The organism is Cyclobacterium sp. L-R (genome assembly GCF_056859355.1).
The window spans coordinates 1-18864 of the sequence record NZ_JBSXOH010000023.1; the positions used below are offsets into that span (position 1 = coordinate 1).

General features: G+C 37.6%; 16 protein-coding genes. 8 read left to right on the forward strand and 8 right to left on the reverse strand.

Annotated elements, in window-relative coordinates:
• Positions 1-282: 282 nt before the first annotated feature.
• Positions 283-1263 (forward strand): c-type cytochrome, encoded by a 981-nt coding sequence (locus AC13EX_RS01395; protein WP_482891250.1) that lies wholly within the window; start codon positions 283-285, stop codon positions 1261-1263.
• Here AC13EX_RS01395 and AC13EX_RS01400 read toward each other — a convergent pair.
• Positions 1258-2043 (reverse strand): SDR family oxidoreductase, encoded by a 786-nt coding sequence (locus tag AC13EX_RS01400; RefSeq protein ID WP_482891251.1) that lies wholly within the window; start codon positions 2041-2043, stop codon positions 1258-1260. The two genes, AC13EX_RS01395 and AC13EX_RS01400, sit on opposite strands and share 6 nt — an antisense overlap.
• Positions 2044-2218: 175 nt before the next feature.
• On the opposite strand from AC13EX_RS01400, the gene AC13EX_RS01405 reads away from it, so the two are divergent.
• From AC13EX_RS01405 to AC13EX_RS01415, 3 genes are all read left to right on the forward strand, one after another.
• Positions 2219-2653, forward strand: coding sequence for a MarR family winged helix-turn-helix transcriptional regulator (locus tag AC13EX_RS01405; RefSeq protein WP_048642747.1), 435 nt, complete (start codon positions 2219-2221; stop codon positions 2651-2653).
• 94 nt (positions 2654-2747) lie between these two features.
• Positions 2748-3752 carry an NAD(P)/FAD-dependent oxidoreductase gene (locus AC13EX_RS01410; protein WP_048642746.1) on the forward strand — a complete coding sequence of 335 codons (1005 nt, stop codon included), beginning with the start codon at positions 2748-2750 and terminating at the stop codon, positions 3750-3752.
• A 15-nt stretch (positions 3753-3767) separates the two neighbouring features.
• Positions 3768-4088 carry a 2Fe-2S iron-sulfur cluster-binding protein gene (locus AC13EX_RS01415; RefSeq protein WP_048642745.1) on the forward strand — a complete coding sequence of 107 codons (321 nt, stop codon included), beginning with the start codon at positions 3768-3770 and terminating at the stop codon, positions 4086-4088.
• 60 nt (positions 4089-4148) lie between these two features.
• Here the strand turns inward: AC13EX_RS01415 and AC13EX_RS01420 are convergent, their stop codons facing one another.
• Positions 4149-6773: a histidine kinase N-terminal 7TM domain-containing protein gene (locus AC13EX_RS01420; RefSeq protein ID WP_482891252.1), complete on the reverse strand. Its 2625-nt coding sequence runs from the start codon at positions 6771-6773 to the stop codon at positions 4149-4151.
• 748 nt (positions 6774-7521) lie between these two features.
• On the opposite strand from AC13EX_RS01420, the gene AC13EX_RS01425 reads away from it, so the two are divergent.
• On the forward strand, positions 7522-9204 hold the full coding sequence (locus tag AC13EX_RS01425; RefSeq protein WP_339718086.1) for an AMP-binding protein: 1683 nt from the start codon (positions 7522-7524) through the stop codon (positions 9202-9204).
• Here the strand turns inward: AC13EX_RS01425 and AC13EX_RS01430 are convergent.
• Complete coding sequence (locus AC13EX_RS01430; RefSeq protein ID WP_482891253.1) at positions 9201-9776, reverse strand: sugar O-acetyltransferase; 576 nt, start codon at positions 9774-9776, stop codon at positions 9201-9203. The two genes, AC13EX_RS01425 and AC13EX_RS01430, sit on opposite strands and share 4 nt — an antisense overlap.
• 3 nt (positions 9777-9779) lie before the next feature.
• Positions 9780-10319: a DinB family protein gene (locus AC13EX_RS01435; protein ID WP_482891254.1), complete on the reverse strand. Its 540-nt coding sequence runs from the start codon at positions 10317-10319 to the stop codon at positions 9780-9782.
• 169 nt (positions 10320-10488) lie between these two features.
• Here AC13EX_RS01435 and AC13EX_RS01440 point away from each other — a divergent pair, with 169 nt between their 5' ends.
• From AC13EX_RS01440 to AC13EX_RS01450, 3 genes are all read left to right on the forward strand, one after another.
• The gene (locus AC13EX_RS01440) at positions 10489-11856 is read left to right on the forward strand and encodes an exonuclease domain-containing protein (RefSeq protein WP_048643004.1); all 1368 of its coding nucleotides are present in this window, start codon (positions 10489-10491) and stop codon (positions 11854-11856) included.
• Between the two features lie 38 nt (positions 11857-11894).
• Positions 11895-12914 carry an L-glyceraldehyde 3-phosphate reductase gene (gene mgrA / locus AC13EX_RS01445; RefSeq protein WP_482891255.1) on the forward strand — a complete coding sequence of 340 codons (1020 nt, stop codon included), beginning with the start codon at positions 11895-11897 and terminating at the stop codon, positions 12912-12914.
• Between the two features lie 172 nt (positions 12915-13086).
• Positions 13087-13884, forward strand: a complete 798-nt coding sequence (locus tag AC13EX_RS01450) for a hypothetical protein (protein WP_048644587.1) — start codon at positions 13087-13089, stop codon at positions 13882-13884.
• Between the two features lie 407 nt (positions 13885-14291).
• Here the strand turns inward: AC13EX_RS01450 and AC13EX_RS01455 are convergent, their stop codons facing one another.
• From AC13EX_RS01455 to AC13EX_RS01470, 4 genes are read right to left on the reverse strand one after another with little or no spacing between them, the layout of a single operon-like run.
• On the reverse strand, positions 14292-14942 hold the full coding sequence (locus AC13EX_RS01455) for a hypothetical protein (RefSeq protein WP_240477825.1): 651 nt from the start codon (positions 14940-14942) through the stop codon (positions 14292-14294).
• A 17-nt stretch (positions 14943-14959) separates the two neighbouring features.
• The gene (locus tag AC13EX_RS01460; RefSeq protein ID WP_482891256.1) at positions 14960-15673 is read right to left on the reverse strand and encodes an SIR2 family NAD-dependent protein deacylase; all 714 of its coding nucleotides are present in this window, start codon (positions 15671-15673) and stop codon (positions 14960-14962) included.
• Between the two features lie 24 nt (positions 15674-15697).
• Entirely contained in the window at positions 15698-17674 is a 1977-nt protein-coding gene (locus tag AC13EX_RS01465) for an OmpA family protein (protein WP_482891257.1), read from the reverse strand.
• A gap of 4 nt (positions 17675-17678) precedes the next feature.
• Positions 17679-18839: a hypothetical protein gene (locus tag AC13EX_RS01470; RefSeq protein ID WP_240477827.1), complete on the reverse strand. Its 1161-nt coding sequence runs from the start codon at positions 18837-18839 to the stop codon at positions 17679-17681.
• Positions 18840-18864: the final 25 nt, after the last annotated feature.

Consider the following 18864-nt stretch of genomic DNA (forward strand, 5'->3'; position numbering starts at 1 on the left):
TCCTTGGCAAGTTGCTCCTCAGCAGAGCTTGCCTCCGCTTTATCGTGGTACTGTAAGTTAAATGAAACTTCTTAGAAATTAAAACACTTACTATATTTGAAAAACAAAAGTGTCAACCATTTTCAGGACGAGACAATCAGGTTGTTTGGAGATTTTAGCATAGCACCGCTATGGTGAAATTGAAAACAGCAACGAAGTGGCTGATTTTGAAGCGATTTCAGCACGTAATAGAATGTCTATTGCATATTTCGGGTTAAACATCTCCTCACAAACCAATTAGATATGAATAGATATTTAAAGCTTGGTCTCTTTATTTTCTCATTCCTCCTGATATTAATAATTGGCTCTTTGGTTTACATACAGATGATCCTGCCAGATGTAGGCAATCCACCGGAGAACATGAGGCTATCTACTTCATCGGAAACTCTTAATAGGGGTAAATATCTTGCAAACCATGTAATGATTTGCATAGACTGCCACTCTCAAAGGGATTTTAGCTTATTTAGTGGCCCTCCAATTCCCGGAACAGAAGGTTCAGGAGGAGAAGTTTTTGACCATGCAATGGGTTTTCCAGGCACATTTATTTCACCCAACATTACCCCAGCCCACTTAACCTCCTATTCAGATGGAGAACTCTTTAGACTGATAACAACTGGGGTAAAGAAAGATGGAGATCCAATCTTCCCCATAATGCCTTATGCGAATTATGGGAAAATGGATAAAGAAGACATTCTATCAGTAATCGCCTATATTCGAACTTTGTCTCCTATTGAAAAAGTTCAGCCAACATCTGAGCCTGATTTTCCATTCAGCTTAATTATGAGAACCATACCCCAAAGGGCTGAATTTTCAACAAGACCTCCTGAATCTGATGCTATAGCCTACGGTAAATACCTAGTGAATGCAGCAGCTTGTAATGACTGCCATACCAAATTTGAAAATGGTAAATATACCGGTGAACACCTTGCTGGTGGAAGGGTTTTTAATATGCCAGATGGCAATATCTTAACGAGTCCCAATCTCACACCACATAAAACTGGACTAGGAAACTGGACGAAAGAACAGTTTATCGAAAGATTTAAACAGTATGAAGACCGGAACAAACTCGGTAAAGTTCAAGCTGGAGAAATGCAAACCATTATGCCATGGAACATGTATGCAGGCATGACCGTGGAAGACCTGGGTGCCATATACACGTACATTCACTCCCTTAAACCAGTAGATAATCAAGTCAATAAATTCTTAAAAGCAGAAAGCTTATAAGCAGTTTAATGCTCCACCATCTATTGGAATACTTGCACCATTGATATACCCAGCAAACGGAGAGGCCAAAAAAGCCATTAGGTAGCCATATTCCTCAGGCTTCCCAAACCTTTTAGCAGGTATGGCTTGTTGTTTCTGATGCAATAAATCATCAAAATCTTCACCTGTTTCCTTCGATTGGCTTTTAATCAAGGATTCGATTCTTTCGGTTTCAAAAGAGCCAGTCAACACTGTATTCACTGTAATACCTGAGGGTGCAGCCTCCTTAGACAAGGATTTGGCCCAGCTTACAACAGCGGTACGCATGGTGTTCGACAAGATAAGGTTGGGCAGAGGCTCTTTGACAGTGACAGAGGAAACATTGAGAATTCTCCCATAACCTCTTTCTTTCATCCCATCCAAAAGCAGGTGGCTCAGATGGTGATAGGTTTTAAAAAGCAGGTCAAAAGCTTCCTGATAATCTTCGGTAGATTTCTGAACCACAGAACCAGCTGCGGGCCCATTTGTATTGTTCACCAAAATATCTACTTCTTTACCAGCAAAAAATTGATTGGTAAGCGTTTTAAAGGAATCAAAATCTGCAAAATCCACATCCAGATAGTTATGTTCCTGACCACTGCTAACAGACAAAGTGCTTTTAGCAAATTCCAATTTTTCTTTATTTCTGGCGAGTAGGGTAACAGAAGCACCACATACAGCCAATTGTTGTGCTGTTGCAAGTCCTAGTCCTCTTGTTGCCCCTCCTACTACTGCTTTGTATCCTTTTAAGTCGATTTTCATGGTAATGCAATTCAAAATTAAATTTTCAAGAATGAATTTAGAATTAAAAAATCGAATACCAAAACCCAGCTAAAGTGGGGAATAAATTTATTATTCAACAAATCCTATCTTTTTTATAGGGTTTGTTGGGATTGTATTTAAATAATTAATTATATTTGTCGTACTAATAATTGGCATGACATACGAGCAATTTAGCAAATATTCATTTTTGTTGGACCGGACCGCAAGGAAGGTCAAGCAATACGCACAGCAGAAGTTCAAATTAAAAGAATTTGACATTACTGTGGACCAATGGCTGGTTTTAAAAAACCTAAATGAAAATGAAAGACTGAGCCAGACAGAATTGGCCCATTTGGTTTTCAAAGATCATCCTACTTTGACAAGGATAATAGATCTTCTTTGTAAAAAGGGTTATTTGGAAAGAATTCAACATCCGGAAGACCGAAGAAGCTATCAATTGCATCTTACTCAGGAGGGGAAGGACAAGGTGAAAGACTTAAAACCACAAATAGCCGCAATCAGGCAAAAGGCCTGGGAGAATCTCGATGAGAAGGATTTCGGAGAGTTCAAGCGAATTCTCAATACGATATACAATAATCTAGCAGAATAAATCTAACAAACTCTTAATATTAGTTGTTATACTAATTATATTTGCACAAACTATTGACTTTTAAAGAGGTTAACACATAAAAATCGACTTAAAGATGATTACTACTGACATTTGCATTATTGGAGCAGGCCCAGTTGGCTTATTCGCTGTCTTTGAAGCAGGGTTATTAAAAATGCGCTGCCATTTGATAGACGCCTTGCCACAAGTAGGAGGACAACTTTCGGAGATCTATCCACAGAAGCCTATTTATGATATACCAGGATACCCGGAGGTAAAAGCCCAGGAATTGGTAGACAATCTAATGGAGCAAATTAAGCCATTTAAACCTACATTTTCTTTAGGCGAGCGTGTTGACCATCTTAGCAAGCAAACCGACGGTTCGTATATACTCACTACAAGTGACAAGACTCAGGTACACGCCCAGGTCGTAATCATAGCTGGTGGACTGGGATGTTTTGAGCCTCGTAAACCAGCATTAGAGAACCTTACTGAATTTGAAGGAAAAGGAGTAACCTATATGGTGAAAAACCCAGAACAATTCAGAGATAAAAAGGTGATTTTAGCCGGGGGTGGTGATTCCGCTTTGGATTGGGCAATCTATCTATCTGATGTAGCGGAGAAGGTTACTTTGGTACATAGAAATGAAACTTTCAGGGGAGCTCCTGATTCTGCCTCAAAGGTATTCAACCTAGCCAATGAGGGAAAAATAGACCTTATTTTATCTGCCAATCTTAAAAAATTGGGAGGAAATGGTCATTTGGATACTGTTTACTTAGAAGACAAAAGCAAGTCTCAGTTTTCAATTGAAACCGATTACCTTATCCCATTATTTGGTCTAAGCCCTAAATTAGGACCTATAGCAGATTGGGGTTTGACCATAGACAGAAATGCGATAGAGGTTGATACCAGGGATTATTCGACTGGAGTAGAAAGAATCTTTGCTATTGGTGACATTAATACTTACCCAGGCAAGCTAAAATTAATCCTATGTGGTTTCCACGAGGCTGCCATTATGATGCATTCTGCATTTAAGTTTGTGTACCCTGATCAAAAATTAAGCTTCAAATACACTACTGTTAATGGTGTAAATTCATTTTAATCGTATTTTTGCAAAATGGTTACATTCACTGTAGAAGATCACGCTGGCAATCGCCAAAGTATAGAAGCCCCGGATGATATGGGCTTGAGTTTAATGGAAATATTAAAAGCATCCGAATATCCCGTTTTAGCGACATGTGGAGGAATGGCATTGTGTGCTACCTGCCATGTTGAAGTGCTAGAAGGGAAAGAAGGACTAGGAGACGCCACTGATGTGGAACTGGATCAACTTGAAGCACTTCCTGAGTATTACCCTACAAGCAGGCTAGCATGTCAGGTTAGAATCAGTGACGAACTCGAAGGTGCAGTAGTAAAACTTAGAGGAGAAGACAATTAATCAAAAAAAAGGGGAGTTTGATCTAATAAACTCCCCTATTCTATGTCTCTTATCGAAATCCTATTGATTATCAATTTTTAGCCATCTCAAAACTGTTTTTCTAAACTTTTCTTGAACAACCGGCTTAGTAAGAAATCCGTCAAAACCTGCGTTTTTCAACTCTTCTGCCTCACTTTGTAAAGCATTGGCCGTAAAGCCTACAACTGGAATTTGATTGGTATTGGGCTTAGACCTTATCTCTTTGAGCAATTCATAACCGTCTAATTTTGGCATATTAATATCTGTAATTACCAAATCAGGTATGGTCGAATTCCTAAGCAATTCCAAGGCTTCTTCCCCATTTTCTGCTTCTAATATTATTGCGTTAGGATCCAGTTTCTCCATGTATATTTTTATCAGCATGCGATTGACAGCATTGTCCTCAGCTACTAACAATTTAAATGGCTCCTTATCTTTAGGGGGAATATTACTCCCATTATGTGCTTTAGGGAATTCGGCTTTTGCATCTCTCGTTTTTACCAAGCTTTCAAAGAGCATTTCTAATTTTGATGGGGTAAAAGGTTTATACAATATGGTATTACAGCCAATGGAACTATACAATTTAATTGTTGCTTCTTGTTCTATGCTACCTACTGCGGCCACGAACCTCACTTGTGGGGTCCTGTCCTTTACAACAGTCATCATTTTTTGCATGGTCCATACACTGTTAGACCCTAACAAACTATTATTTAATATAACTAGTGCTATATTCAGGTTATTTTCTAATGCAAAAAAAGTGTCCGATACTGTTTTCACATGAGTGGCCTTTATTCCAAAACTCTCACAATTCGCTTTAAGAACTTTCCCTGACGCTTCATTTCCATCTACTATTAAAGTCTCACTAAGTTGGGAGAAGTCTTGGCTAGGTAATTTAAAATTCATTGTTTTGACTTCTAAATCAAAATAGAAATCACTTCCCTTTCCCATTTCACTTTTCAACTGAATGGAGCTCCCCAATAGTTTTAACAATTTATTTGAAATGGTTAATCCCAAGCCTGTTCCACCAAATTTCTTTGTAGTAGAAGAATCTGCTTGAGAAAAGGCCTCAAAAATCAATTGTTGTTTGCTCTTAGGTATACCTATCCCGCTATCCGATACTGAAAATCTGATATTTAAATTTTCTTGAAACTCCTCAGTGTAAGGGTTCAACAGGGTTAATTTCATTATTACCTGACCTTTTTCAGTAAATTTCAAGGCATTATTCAATAAATTAATTAAAACCTGCTTAAGCTTTAATTCATCTGTTTCTATTACATCCCCAATCCTAGGGTCCAAATCAAGTATTAATTCTAAGCCTTTTTTGTGAGCCTGAAAGCTTAAAACATCCAAAATAGTTTCAAGCAACTCATGAAGATGTAATTGTTTGATATTGGTTTCTGATTTTCCAGATTCTATTTTCGCCAAATCAAGAATATCATTTATTAAATCAAGCAAAGCATTGGCAGAATTTAAAGCAGTATTGGCATATTTGGCTTGTTGTTCATTCAATTGGGTATTTGACAAAAGCTCAGTAAAACCAATAACTCCATTTAAAGGGGTTCTTATCTCATGACTCATATTGGCCAAAAACTCACTTTTGGCACGATTAGCCTCTTCCGCTTCCTCTCTAGACCGCTGAATTTCAAATTGAAAAAGTTTTTCCTGTGTGATGTCTCTTAATAAAATAATGCTTCCTACCGATTTTCTATTTTGGCCTTTTATTGAAGATTTAGAGACAAGGTACCAATTCAAATAATCCCCTACTTTGTATGAAAACTCAATCATTCTGTAGTCTTCAGAACTTGTAAGCAATTCGTGTATTTCTGGCCAATCCTTCTTAATTACCTTTAAAGCAATGTTTTGGTTAATTGTTTTTAACTCAAACATATTGGCGGCAGCAAGATTCAAGGTAATCAAAGTCCCATAAGTATCGGTAACTAAAACCCCTTCTTGCATATTGTCAAACAAAGTTCTGTAAGCAATGGGTGCAATTTTAAACAGATTGTAACGTGTCAATCCTAAATAAAAAAACAATCCTGTACCTAAGAAACTAAAAGTAATATAATCAATCAGAACAGGTCCACGACTTGTCAAATACAATAAGTAAACAAAAAAGGGTGAACAAAGCCCTAAGATCACCATAAACACTTGCTTGGAGTCAATAGGAGGAACCTCTCTTATCCTTTTTATTAATAGAAATAAACTAACAAACAAGAGAAGCAAGGTGTAGGATTGGTGTAACCAATAACCAAAACCTTTTCCTGTCACCATCATTATGAATTCCCCTTTATTTACTAGCACAAACGAGCTATAGAAATAAGTGTGAAAATCATTTGTCCATACCAATAGTAAATTAATTGCAGGCACCACAAACAACAAATACATCCTGTTTCTATTGATCCAATTCCCTCTTTCAGTATATATCAAGGTAAATAAAAGCACCAATGGAGCGAACATTACGGCCCCCAAATACATCCCCTTTAACATCAACAACTTGCTAGGGATAGTCTCCATTGTCAGTTCAAAAACATTAGAAATTGAATAGACAAAACAGGCAATCATTAATGCGGAAAAATAGGATGAGGCTTTGCCTTGTACTTCCTTCTTTAAAAAAAATATAAGTAATACTGGTGCTATAGCAACCAATACCATTAAAAGTAATACCAAATTAAAATTCAAGGTGGACAGCATAAAAAAAACAAAATATTATTATTGAAATATAAACTTTTAAAGTCAATTATTTAACATTTCAACGATCTTTTTACTTTGAAATTTTGAAGTACTTAGTTCTATATAATGTAATTAATACCTCACTGTTTTCCTTTCTAAGCACAATCAGACTGAAATTTACTATTAATCAAATAATTACAACAGAAAAACGATTCAAATTTAACTTAACATCATAATTATTTCCATTATTCAAACCCCTAAAAAAACTATTATTTACTTGTTAAACCCGAAATATGCAATAGACATTCTATTACGTGCTGAAATCGCTTTAAAATACCCAATCGTTGCTGTTTTCAATTTCACCATAGCGGTGCTATGCTAAAATCTCCAAACAGTCTGATTTTCTTGCGATTGCAACACTTCCCGTAAACACGGGACAGGCATCACCCCTGACTATAGTCAGGGCCAGGAAATCCTATTACATAATCCGGGTTAAATGTGTGATGCTATTTCCCACAGGGGCGATAATTACTTTCTGACCAAAAACAGAAAATCTCATTACACAATTCAGATTTATTATAACAAATGAAAGGAGAATATGATTGCCTTCCAATAAAAAAAAGTTGAATGACCGACATGGGTTATTTAATTGTGGGAAATTTTATTAGGAAAAACCTTTTAATAAAAGAAATACATTGAATATATTAGTACAAAAGCCCAAAACAATACACTCAAATTAACAAATATGATGGATTTTCCATGGTTTCAATTTTATCCGGAAGCCGTTCCTAAGCAAATAGACCCGGATCAATACAGTAGTGCAGTAGATCTTTTTGAAGAAAGTATAGCAAAATTTGGAGATGCGGTAGCCTATGAATGTATGGATAAAACCATATCCTTCAATGAATTAGATAAATTATCGTCCACCTTTGCTTCCTTTTTACAGCATGAACTTAACCTAAAAAAAGGTGATCGCATTGGTATTCAAATGCCTAATTTACTACAGTACCCAATCGTCATGTTTGGCGCGCTAAGAGCCGGTCTGATAGTGGTAAATACCAATCCATTGTATACTTCTTCGGAGATGGAGCATCAGTTTTCTGACGCAGGGGTCAAAGCGGTCGTTATCGTTGCTAATTTTGCACATAATCTTGAAAAAATTAAAAGTAAAATAGGCCTTAAGCATATAGTCATTACTGAAATAGGTGATTCACTTGGTGGGTTAAAAGGGAATATCGTCAATTTAGTAGTGAAATACATCAAAAAGATGGTTCCTGCTTATAATATACCGGAGGCTTGGAGCTTTAAAAAGGCAATGGCAGCTGGTGAGAAAAAAGCTTATGTAAGGCAGGAGTTGGCTCATAAAGATTTGGCTTTCCTACAATATACTGGAGGAACTACTGGTGTGTCCAAAGGTGCCATGTTAAGTCATGGCAATATCGTTGCCAATATGCAGCAGATTTCTGCCTGGATGAAACCTAGGTTAATCGAAAAGGAGGAGACGGTAATAACTGCACTTCCTTTGTACCATATTTTCGCATTGACGGTCAATTGTCTGGCCATGATGAAGATTGGTGCTCACAATGTGTTGATCACCAACCCCCGCGATATGCCTACATTTTGTAAAACACTTAAAAAGCATCCTTTCAGTGTTTTTACAGGAGTCAATACCCTTTTCAATGGTTTGTTGAACCAAGAATCTTTCAGATCTTTGGACTTTAGTTCGCTTAAAATAGCAGTTGCAGGTGGAATGGCCCTTCAGTCATTTGTTGCCAAAAGATGGAAAGAAGTGACGGGAGTTGCGATATCTGAAGGCTATGGGCTTACTGAGACCTCTCCTGTGGTTACTTGTAACCCCATAGATGGTACAGAAAGGTTGGGTACAATTGGTATTCCTTTACCTAACACGGATGTAAAAATTGTAGATGATGAAGGAAATGATTTGCCCTTAGGTGAAAGAGGAGAATTGTGCGTTAAGGGCCCTCAGGTTATGCCAGGCTATTGGGAAAGACCTGAAGAAACTGCCGATAGCTTTTTGGGAGAGTGGTTTAAAACAGGAGACATAGCGGTTAAGGATAAAGACGGATACTTTAAAATCGTAGATCGTAAGAAGGAAATGATTTTGGTGTCTGGCTTCAATGTTTACCCTAACGAGGTAGAAGATGCCTTGACGGCGCATGATAGGATCAACGAAGCAGGGGTAATAGGTATTCCTGATGAGAAATCTACTGAGAGGGTAGTCGCCTATGTAATTGCCACAGACAAATCGCTTTCAGAAGAGGACTTGATTGCCTTTTCTAGAGAAAGCCTGACAAGTTATAAGGTGCCAAAAGAAATATATTTTGTGGATGAACTTCCCAAATCAAATGTTGGAAAAATCCTCAGAAGAGTAATCAAAGAAAATCACTTAAAGAAGATGGTGCTTTAAACCATCTTCTTTTCTTGGTCTATATATTTAATGATTTTAGCAGGGTTTCCTCCGACGATGACGTCTGCAGGTACATCCTTTGTGACAACTGCGCCTGCGGCAATAATGCTCCTGTCACCAATGTTTACTCCTGGACAAATAATCGCTCCTCCTCCGACCCAAACATCATCACCAATAGTCACTGGCTTACCAAATTCAAGCTGGCTGCCCCTTGTTTTGGCGTCGATTGGATGAGTTGCAGCATAAATATTTACTCCAGGCCCAAACATGCTTCGGTTACCAATTGTAATTGAATTAATGTCTAAGAGTACACAATTGAAATTAAAAAAAACCTGATCCCCCACACTGATATTATAACCATAATCGCAGTAAAAAGGAGGCTCCAAACCAAAATCTTTGCCTACATGCTTAAAAAGCTTTTTAGCGATATTAACCTTTTGGGTGCTGTCTCCAGGGAGGTTTTGGTTTAAGTCATTGAGTAATTGTCTGGTATGAAACCTGTCCTTGCTTAGGGTTTCGTCTGATGCCAGGTACAATTCACCATCAAGCATTTTTTCTTTTTCAGATTTCATAGGTTATTGGACAATTAGTTGGTTCTTTATTTGAGTAAGATGCCTCTTTTCATGGCTCAAAATAATTTCTATTGCTGTGTCCAAAGGGAATACAATCCATTTATTGGCCGGAGAATAAATCATAAGTTTTTGATTTAGATAAGGTTCCAGCTTTTGAATGTAATTGGACAATTGGTCTTGTTTATTGAAAAAATCAAACTTCAGGTCATTGTTATGCATCTTTTCAGCAGGTTCCCAGGAAGAAAAAGTTTTAATTTTTGTACTTTTATTCATGGCCGCAAGGATCATCTCTCCCGTTTTTTTACCATAAAAAGGAAGCCTACCTAATAGTGGTGTCTTAAACTTCTGGTCAATGATTTGTTGAAAAATGGGAAAATAAGAAGCATTAACTTGGATTAAATGGTCAATAATTTCCATTGGGCTCCATTTTCCAGGTCCTGGTTTTAAGTTTAAAGTAGTAAGGTCATAATCCTCTAAGAGCTTCTCAAATTCCCAAGTGATTTTGGTTAATTCCATTTGCCAGGCATCTGCTTTTTCTTTCATAATCGCTATGTTTAATAAAGTATTTGAATTAAAAGATGCCCTGAAGGAAATTGTTTGCTTCGTTCTTCAGTTTAATATCTAATATTACAAATTTGACAACTTTTATTCAAGAAGAAATAAATGAATCATTTTGTTTTTTCTGAGTATTGTTTTTACTTATGAGTTATTTATGTACGCAATAGTAGATATTGAAACTACGGGAGGATTTACTGGTAATAACAAGATTATCGAGATTGCCGTGGTTTTTCATGATGGTGAGAAAATTACCGGGCAATATGAGCAATTGTTGGATCCGGAAATGCATGTGCCTGGTTTTATCACAGGGCTCACAGGCATAGACTCACAGATGCTTGAAGGAGCACCTACTTTTGCAGATATTTCTGATGAACTTTTTGACTTATTAGAAGATAAGGTATTTGTCGCTCATAATGTAGGCTTTGATTATAGCTTTGTTAAGCAGGCATTTGAAAGAGAAGGAAAAGTGTACAAACCCAAACGCCTGTGTACTGTAAGATTAAGTAGGAAAATTTTTCCTGGGCTTAAAAGTTATAGCCTGGGTCGTCTATGTGAATCAAGAGGAATCACCGTGAATGATCGTCACCGCGCTATGGGTGATGCATGGGCCACATCTATATTGTTTGGCCAACTTCTGGAGGCAGATCATGAGGACCATATTGGTCAAGCCATAAAAGGCAAGCACAAGGCATTAACCCTACCTCCCAATATCAGCAAAGAACAGTTTAATGAAATTCCACAATCTACAGGGGTGTATTATTTTCATGATGCCAACGGGAAAGTGATCTATGTAGGCAAAGCAGTGAACATACAAAGTCGCTTCAATGGACACTTTACAGGTAAAGCTAAGTTGAGTTTAAAAAGTGAGATATGTGACGTAAGTTATGAAGTTACAGGAAGTGAGTTACTGGCATTGTTGTTAGAGGCCATGGAAATCAAAAGGCTGTGGCCAAAGTACAACAGGTCGCTAAAAGTAAAAGCCATGTCTTGGGGTATTTTCTCCTATACGGACAGGGAAGGTTACACTCGGTTTCAAATCAATAAGATTGTACCCGGAATTAAGCCTTTAGCTACATTTACCAGCCATGCCAGTGGTTGGAAATTCTTAGTAGAAAAAAACCAGGAATACCAGCTTTGCCCAAAACTTAATGGAATACAAAAAAAGAATGGAGCCTGTTATGATTTTCAAGTAGGTGAATGCAATGGGGCCTGCTGTGGCAAAGAATTGCCTGAAGTTTATAACGAAAGAGCCGATGAAGTTTTTGCTGCTGTGAAAATGGAAGGAGAAAGGTTCTTGGTGAAAGATATAGGTAGAAATCCCGAAGAAGAGGTCGCATTGCTTTTTGAAGATGGTTTTCTTTCTGCCTATGGTTTTTTGGACTTAAACATGTCCTATCAATCCTCCGAAGAAGTGATCTCTGCACTAAAACCTGTTAAAAGAGTGGTTGAGACTCGTTATTTACTGAAATCCTTTTGGGATAAAATACCTGAAAACAATATAGTTTATTTAGAAAATAGTTGAATTTGCTTGAAACATAAACCTCTATAAAATAAAATATTATGAAAATAAACGATCAAGAACCACTGCCAGTATATGTACCTGATCCTTCAAGGTATGATAACATGAAATACCGGAGATGCGGTAAAAGTGGATTGGATTTGCCAGCCATCTCTTTAGGGCTCTGGCACAATTTCGGTCATAGTGATGACCTTAAGGTAGGAAGAGAAATATTAAGAACAGCCTTTGATTTGGGGATTACGCATTTTGATCTTGCGAACAATTATGGACCTCCTTATGGTGCTGCTGAAGAGAATTTTGGTAGAATTCTTAAAAAGGATTTTTTAGCTTATAGAGATGAGTTGCTGATTTCTTCCAAGGCAGGATGGGACATGTGGCCTGGTCCATATGGTAACTTTGGCTCCAAGAAATACTTGGTCGCTAGTTTGGACCAAAGTTTAAAAAGAATGGGACTGGAATATGTAGATGTATTTTATCACCACAGGCCAGATCCAGATACTCCTTTAGAGGAAACCATGGGCGCCTTGGATTTGATTGTGCGTCAGGGAAAGGCGCTTTATGTAGGTATTTCTCAATACAGTGCAGCTGACACAATCAAAGCGGCTAAAATATTGAAAGAGTTAGGAACGCCTTGTTTAATTCACCAACCGCGGTATAACATGATGGACAGGTGGGTAGAAAAGGATTTACTGAATGTGTTGGATGAGTCAGGCATAGGCGCCATTGCCTTTTCTCCGCTGGAGCAAGGAATTCTAACCAATAAATACCTCAATGGTTTTCCTGAGGATTCAAGAGCCGTAAAGGATGGAAGGTATCTTAAATCCAGTAATATAACTTCAACGGTATTGAGTCAGGTTAAAAAATTAAATGACCTTGCAGAAGAAAGAGGGCAGAGTCTTGCTCAAATGGCCATAGCCTGGTTGTTGAAGAGCCCAACAATTACCTCGGTGCTTGTTGGTGTTAGTAAAGCCTCTCAGCTTCAGGATAATGTGAATAGTCTGCAGAATTTAAGTTTTACTGAGGACGAACTACTAAAGATTGAAACAATTTTAAAAAGCTAGGCAAACAATTTTACATAAAATTCTGCCTTAAAGGCCTTTGGAATACATTAAGAATTCCAAAGGCCTTTTTTATTTTGCAATTATAATATTTTTAATGGCGAAATTTACTTATAATCGGTTTATTTTCTATTTTAAATTTGTATATTGGGTAAGAACCCAAAAACAAAAAGGTATGAAAAAGCAGCTAATCATTTGGTTAATATCCGTAATGGCAGTAGTCAATGTTTATGGACAAAACGAGCAATTTTTGGTCTTGGAATTCATCAAAGTAGAGCCGAATAAAGTTTTGGATTATTTAGAATATAAGGAGTTTTTAGAGAAGGTTTACGAACAAGAAAAGAATGATGGACACATCAGTGGATGGGACTTTTGGTCACTTCAATCAGGTTCTGATTTAGAAGGGGAAAACTTCCAATACTTGACTGTTACCTATTATGAAGACCCTGTATCGATGATGAATGGGAACAACATGAATCAGTTGATCAATAGTGCGGTACAAGCTTTTCCTGAAATGAGTGCAGAACAAGCAAAAAATAAGATTGCTTCTTCTTTGGAAATGAGGGATTTAGCTGTTAGGAGCTATATGTTAGAAGTGGCGAGAACGGATGATGATTTCCAATACACTCCCGGGATTTTAGCTACTTTCGATCTTATGAAGGCAGTTGAAGGTAAATTTCAAGAATACGAAACTGCTGAAGAACAAATATTTTTGCCTCTTCATCAGAAAAAAATCTCCAATGACCTAATGGAAGATTGGAGATTTTTGAGAACAGCACTACCAACAGGAAGTGAAGCAAAATCTACTCATTTGACCATGAACATTTACAGGGATTATATTCAGTTTTTTAATTCTATGGAATTTGAAGACATGGAGATGACAGATAAAGAGCAAGAAGCAATGCTAGAGGGCTTAAAATCCAGAGATCAAAAATGGGTTTATTTGGCGACCCTACAATCCGCAGTCAGGTAAAAGCACTATAATTTAGGTAATGGTAAATTAAACCCGAAATATGCAATAGACAATCTATTACGTGCTGTAATAACTTTAAAATCAGTCATTTCGTTGCTATTTTCGACTTCACCATAGCGGTGCTATGACTCAGTCTCCAAATAGCCTGATTTTATTGTGATTGCAACACTTCCCGTAAACACGGGACAGGCTTCACCCCTGACTATTGTCAGGACGGAGAAATCCTATTACATAATCCGGGTTTAAAGAGGCCACAGAAAAGCAATAAGGTTGCTGATCCTGTGGCCTCTTTTTTATAATGATCTTAGTTAGTCGGGATTTTATGTGTCTAATCCAACTTATGCAATAGGGTAGTACTAATGCTTCGGGAATATTCCCTTAATAAAACAGATGTTTTATGGTTTTTTTTAAGGGTTGAATACAGTGTTCTTCCAACCGAAATGCTTACAGATTAAAACCATCAAAAAATTGACCCCAGTATGAAAGACTACAAGTAAGAAGATCGCTAGTAGTGGCACACCAAATACCTGTAGGGGCCAATAATAAGTCCAAACGCCTAAATTAATGGTTATGATTTCACCAAAAGTGGGGAATATCATAGCTATGACAATTGACAATAGGATTTTGGTAGCTATTTTTTTGATACTTAAAGCTGAAATTAAATCTTTTTCTAGCTGGTAGATATAGGTAAAAGCCAAAGCCCATGCAAAAGGCAGCCAATAGGGAAAAGACCTGCCCAAGCTAAGGTCATGGTATTCCCAATAACCAAAAAAAACGCCCCAGATCTCACAGCAAACACCTAATACACCGCCGATAATTGTTCCAGTCAGAAACACCATCTTGTCATCAGCATTGCGCTTCCACCTTTTTGCTAGGGAGTATATCAGGTAAATGGCCAATACCAGGCCAATCCAGAAATCATGAGAATGAAAAAAACCAATAAAAAGGCCCGCCAGCGTTAGCTTGATGAAGTTCTTAATGATTATTCTGCTACTTTCGGCCCTTGATGTACTGCTGTATTCAGTGTCCAATTGATCGGAGTTAAAAGTGAAAGGCAAAACTATACAATATTTACCTATAAGCCCTCAAATTTCCAATTTTTCAAAAGTTTTTCCAACTTTTTCACACCTGTACTGGCTTTCTCCTCAATAAAGAAAATATTTTCCTGGCTGGGGATGTGTGGAATTATTGGATCAATGACAAATTTAGGAATTTCTTTTCTGGTATAGTCTATCAATCCCGCAGCAGGATAGACCAACATAGAAGTGCCTATGATGACCAAGGCGTCTGCATTTTCAACTGCAGAAATAGCAGAAGTCATCATTGGTACAGGTTCACCAAACCAGACAATATAGGGTCGTAGCTGACTACCTTTTTCGCATTTATCTCCTATTTTTAATTCCCAGCCTTCAATGGGGTACACTAATTTTGGATCAACGGTGCTCTGTGCTTTGAACAACTCTCCATGGAGGTGAAGTACTGTGGATGAGCCAGCCTTCTCATGTAAATCATCAACGTTTTGAGTAATAATAGTAACCTTATACTTTTTCTCAAGTTCCGAAAGCTTAAGATGGGCTTCATTTGGCTTGGCATAAAGGCCAGTTTTCCTACGCGAATTATAAAATTCAAGTACCTTTTCCTTGTCTTTGTTCCAGCCTTCTGGTGAGGCTACTTCCATCACATCATGTCCTTCCCAAAGTCCATTGTCATCCCGAAAGGTTTTTATTCCACTTTCCGCAGAAATTCCCGCTCCTGTTAGGACAACAAGATTTTTAATTTCTGATTTCATTGTACTATTTGTATTTTATTGTCTTTAATAAAAAACCTGAACTTCCACTTTTCGGTCTTCTGGCCGTGAATTCCTTTGAACTCCCCTTATCAATAGTGCACCCGGTTGACGTTCTATCCTGTCTTTGTCTACACCAAATCGACTCAATAAGCTTTCTTCAACCACAGCGGCCCTCTTTTCTATCAATTTAAGGTTATAAGAGGTGCTGCCAGTATTGTCAGCAAAGCCTTTCACCAATATTATAGCTTTAGGCGTTTGGTTTAACATTTTAACCAAAGGAGCTAACTTTAAGGTTTCATTTTCTGATAAAATACTCTGATTTGATTCAAAATAAATTTCAGCGTAAAGGCCATTTTCTATTAAAGCTGCTTTGCTTTCATTCGAATTTAACAATTGTGAATTGATTCCCTGAACGTTTGCCGGTGTTTCAAATTTGTACTTTTGCCCGCCAATTCCTTGTCCTGGTATTGCCTTAAATCCAGTACTGATTGAATTCATTTCTACAGTGTCCAACTGCACGAGTGCGGTGCTGTCAGCGATCATCGTTGAGTCCATGCCAATAGGAGCTGTAACATAGGCAGCTTGGTTGACTGCGGAAGGTCGACCATAATAAGGTAGGGGATAAAGGATATTGGAATTAGCCACTTGGCTTTCAGGAGAAGCTGCTACATACGGGGCATTTATTTGAGGATCACTCTGTTCTCTCAAATTGTTTTGATTGTAACGACTATAAACAGTCTCTTTTTCTTGAACGTAAACAATTTCTGGATCGGATTGTCTAAAGGGGTATTGCCAAATGGTCACCGAATCCCTTTTTTGCTCCGTTTCGCTAATTCTGGAATTGAGTGCCGAAAATGTAAGCGTACTGTCAGCATTAGTTCTTGATTCTATTTGGGCAGGTATTTCTTGGACCTTGCTTTCAATAGGCAATGCTTTTCTTTCGGGTGCTAACACCTTTTCCTTATTGAAGTCACTGTTGTTTATGATTGTCTCTGATGAAGCTGTGTTATTTGAAGAATCCGTTCCTTCATATTCAATCTTTATCTCAGTGATTGATCGAATTATTGTCGAAGATGGGCTTATTGTGTTGGCTCTGAAGGCTGTTCTCGAAGGGAGAAAACTTATTTTTAGCCCAAATTGATGGTTGAAGAACCAATCCCGGTTGTTTTGCGCATCTCCTCTGATCATTCTGTCAGAAGGGCTTAAAGCAACTCCAGGATAGGCTGCATATTTTTGAAATTCATCAACATAGCTAGTTCTGGAAGACCCATCCACATCATCAATATAATCTGTATTTGTTCTTTTTACATCTGATTGAAAATACAGCTCAATTTGCTTGGTTAGCCTAAATCTTATTCCAATGCCTGCTGCCAAATAAAAAGCATTTTCATCATAGCCATTATTGCTAGAGGCCTGAAGTTTTCCTAGGTCGGTTTCGAAGTTTCCATCAGTGATTAACTCATTTTGTGAATAATCGTATTGGTTTCCATCCTTATCTAAAAGGTCACCTTTAGGTTTGAATTGTAACCAACCTCCATGTACAGAAAGGTAAGGGGCTATAAGTGCATTTTCCCGCAATATTTTTCCATTGTCGCTTCTAAAAACAAAACCTAAACCCAAGTCTTTTACCCGCGTCTTGAAATTTAAAGCCCTATTGAAATTTGGTCCATCAATTTTTAAAGCATCATTGGTGTCTACAAATCGGTCACTCATGGACAAGGTATATTGTCCCCCATTTAGCAGCAACCCCCAGCTTGCATTTATTCTTTGCTCTATGGATAAAGAAATGGATGGAGATTGGTTGTAGTTGGCATTATAAGAATAAGTTTCACCCAAAGAATTCCAATCTGGAAATTTTCCATAGCGGTAATTACTGAGGTCACCATAATAATTGGAATATCCTATTCCAGCCCCAATTCGCAGCTTATAAGGGTTTAATTGAGCTGATAGGTTAGCTGACTGAGCTATAAACAGGCCTAGGAAGAGTAGTGTTCTAAACATGCTTTTAAGGTTTAAGTCCTAACCAAATATTGAATTCTGCACTAAAGCCTATGAATGGGTAAACGGTTACATCTTCGAAATTTGAATTGACATTAGAGGACGTCAATACTGCTCCAGCATTAAATCGCATAATCCTGAATATGCTGTAACCTAAGCCAATGTAAGTAGGTCTACCAATAAGTGGCCCACTGATTTCAGTTTGGTTTCCATCCGTCATATTTGAGAAGAAAACACCTGTAGAGATGGAAGCATTCCCTAATATTTTGGTGAAATTTTTATTACCTAATGGGACAGAAATACCTGCAAAAGCAGAGGTTCCATAATCTAAATCGTTGAACCCCCCGCCAAAATAGGTCCCTGCATAACCAATGTTAATAGGTAAGTAATAGGGTTTTTTCTGTGTAGGATAGTTGTCTATCTCACGTACATCTACCAACATCAGTAAATTTGAACGAAGGTATTGATCTGTTTCAGCCTTTGTAAGGGCTACAAGCTGGGCCAAGATTTGATTGGCATAGTAGGCATTGTCCGTACCTTTGGTACTGTCATCTTTCTTCAATAAGTTGAATTTGGCGTTTTTTAATTTCAGCCCATGCACTTGCTCAATTTTCTGTTTTACCACATCACTAAAACCATTGAAGCTCTGATCCAGTTGGTGGGTGTAATTGCTAAGTCCTTGGTTTACAATTTCATTTAACTGTACCATCATGGCTTTTTGAGAGACCAAAGCTTTGACACCCTTTTTATTGACTTCAAAATTTGCATTAAGATAGGTTTCTAAATTGGTGTGAATGGCATCCTTCACCGCTGACATTTCGGTCGTGTCAGTGGCATTGTAGTAAAAAAACTTTAGGGTATAATTCTCATTACTTCTTAATGGGTAAGCAACATAAATTTCAAATGCTGATGGAATTGAAAGGTAAGCGGCTTTCCATATATAGCTCTCAGCTGTAGTTATTTTTTTATTGGCTTTATAAATTTTCACCTCTACCCGTCTTATACCTGGAGGAAGTACACCATCGATAAGAAATCTTTCTTCGGAAGGTAAAGGAAGCCCTGAATTGATCTGGTTTTTTTCAGGAGAAAAGGTGACCGACTTTATTTGACCTATAACCTGCAAGGGTAAAGTCAAGATTAAACATAAGATTAATAAATTTTTCATCATATTTTGGAATTGGAATGAGTCAATG

Bases quoted from the DNA above. Each gene is read 5' to 3' on its own strand.
- AC13EX_RS01395 (WP_482891250.1), top strand. From the start codon at position 283: ATGAATAGATATTTAAAGCTTGGTCTCTTTATTTTCTCATTCCTCCTG.
- AC13EX_RS01400 (WP_482891251.1), bottom strand. From the start codon at position 2,043: ATGAAAATCGACTTAAAAGGATACAAAGCAGTAGTAGGAGGGGCAACA.
- AC13EX_RS01405 (WP_048642747.1), top strand. From the start codon at position 2,219: ATGACATACGAGCAATTTAGCAAATATTCATTTTTGTTGGACCGGACC.
- AC13EX_RS01410 (WP_048642746.1), top strand. From the start codon at position 2,748: ATGATTACTACTGACATTTGCATTATTGGAGCAGGCCCAGTTGGCTTA.
- AC13EX_RS01415 (WP_048642745.1), top strand. From the start codon at position 3,768: ATGGTTACATTCACTGTAGAAGATCACGCTGGCAATCGCCAAAGTATA.
- AC13EX_RS01425 (WP_339718086.1), top strand. From the start codon at position 7,522: ATGATGGATTTTCCATGGTTTCAATTTTATCCGGAAGCCGTTCCTAAG.
- AC13EX_RS01430 (WP_482891253.1), bottom strand. From the start codon at position 9,776: ATGAAATCTGAAAAAGAAAAAATGCTTGATGGTGAATTGTACCTGGCA.
- AC13EX_RS01435 (WP_482891254.1), bottom strand. From the start codon at position 10,319: ATGAAAGAAAAAGCAGATGCCTGGCAAATGGAATTAACCAAAATCACT.
- AC13EX_RS01440 (WP_048643004.1), top strand. From the start codon at position 10,489: ATGTACGCAATAGTAGATATTGAAACTACGGGAGGATTTACTGGTAAT.
- mgrA (WP_482891255.1), top strand. From the start codon at position 11,895: ATGAAAATAAACGATCAAGAACCACTGCCAGTATATGTACCTGATCCT.
- AC13EX_RS01450 (WP_048644587.1), top strand. From the start codon at position 13,087: ATGAAAAAGCAGCTAATCATTTGGTTAATATCCGTAATGGCAGTAGTC.
- AC13EX_RS01460 (WP_482891256.1), bottom strand. From the start codon at position 15,673: ATGAAATCAGAAATTAAAAATCTTGTTGTCCTAACAGGAGCGGGAATT.
- AC13EX_RS01465 (WP_482891257.1), bottom strand. From the start codon at position 17,674: ATGTTTAGAACACTACTCTTCCTAGGCCTGTTTATAGCTCAGTCAGCT.
- AC13EX_RS01470 (WP_240477827.1), bottom strand. From the start codon at position 18,839: ATGATGAAAAATTTATTAATCTTATGTTTAATCTTGACTTTACCCTTG.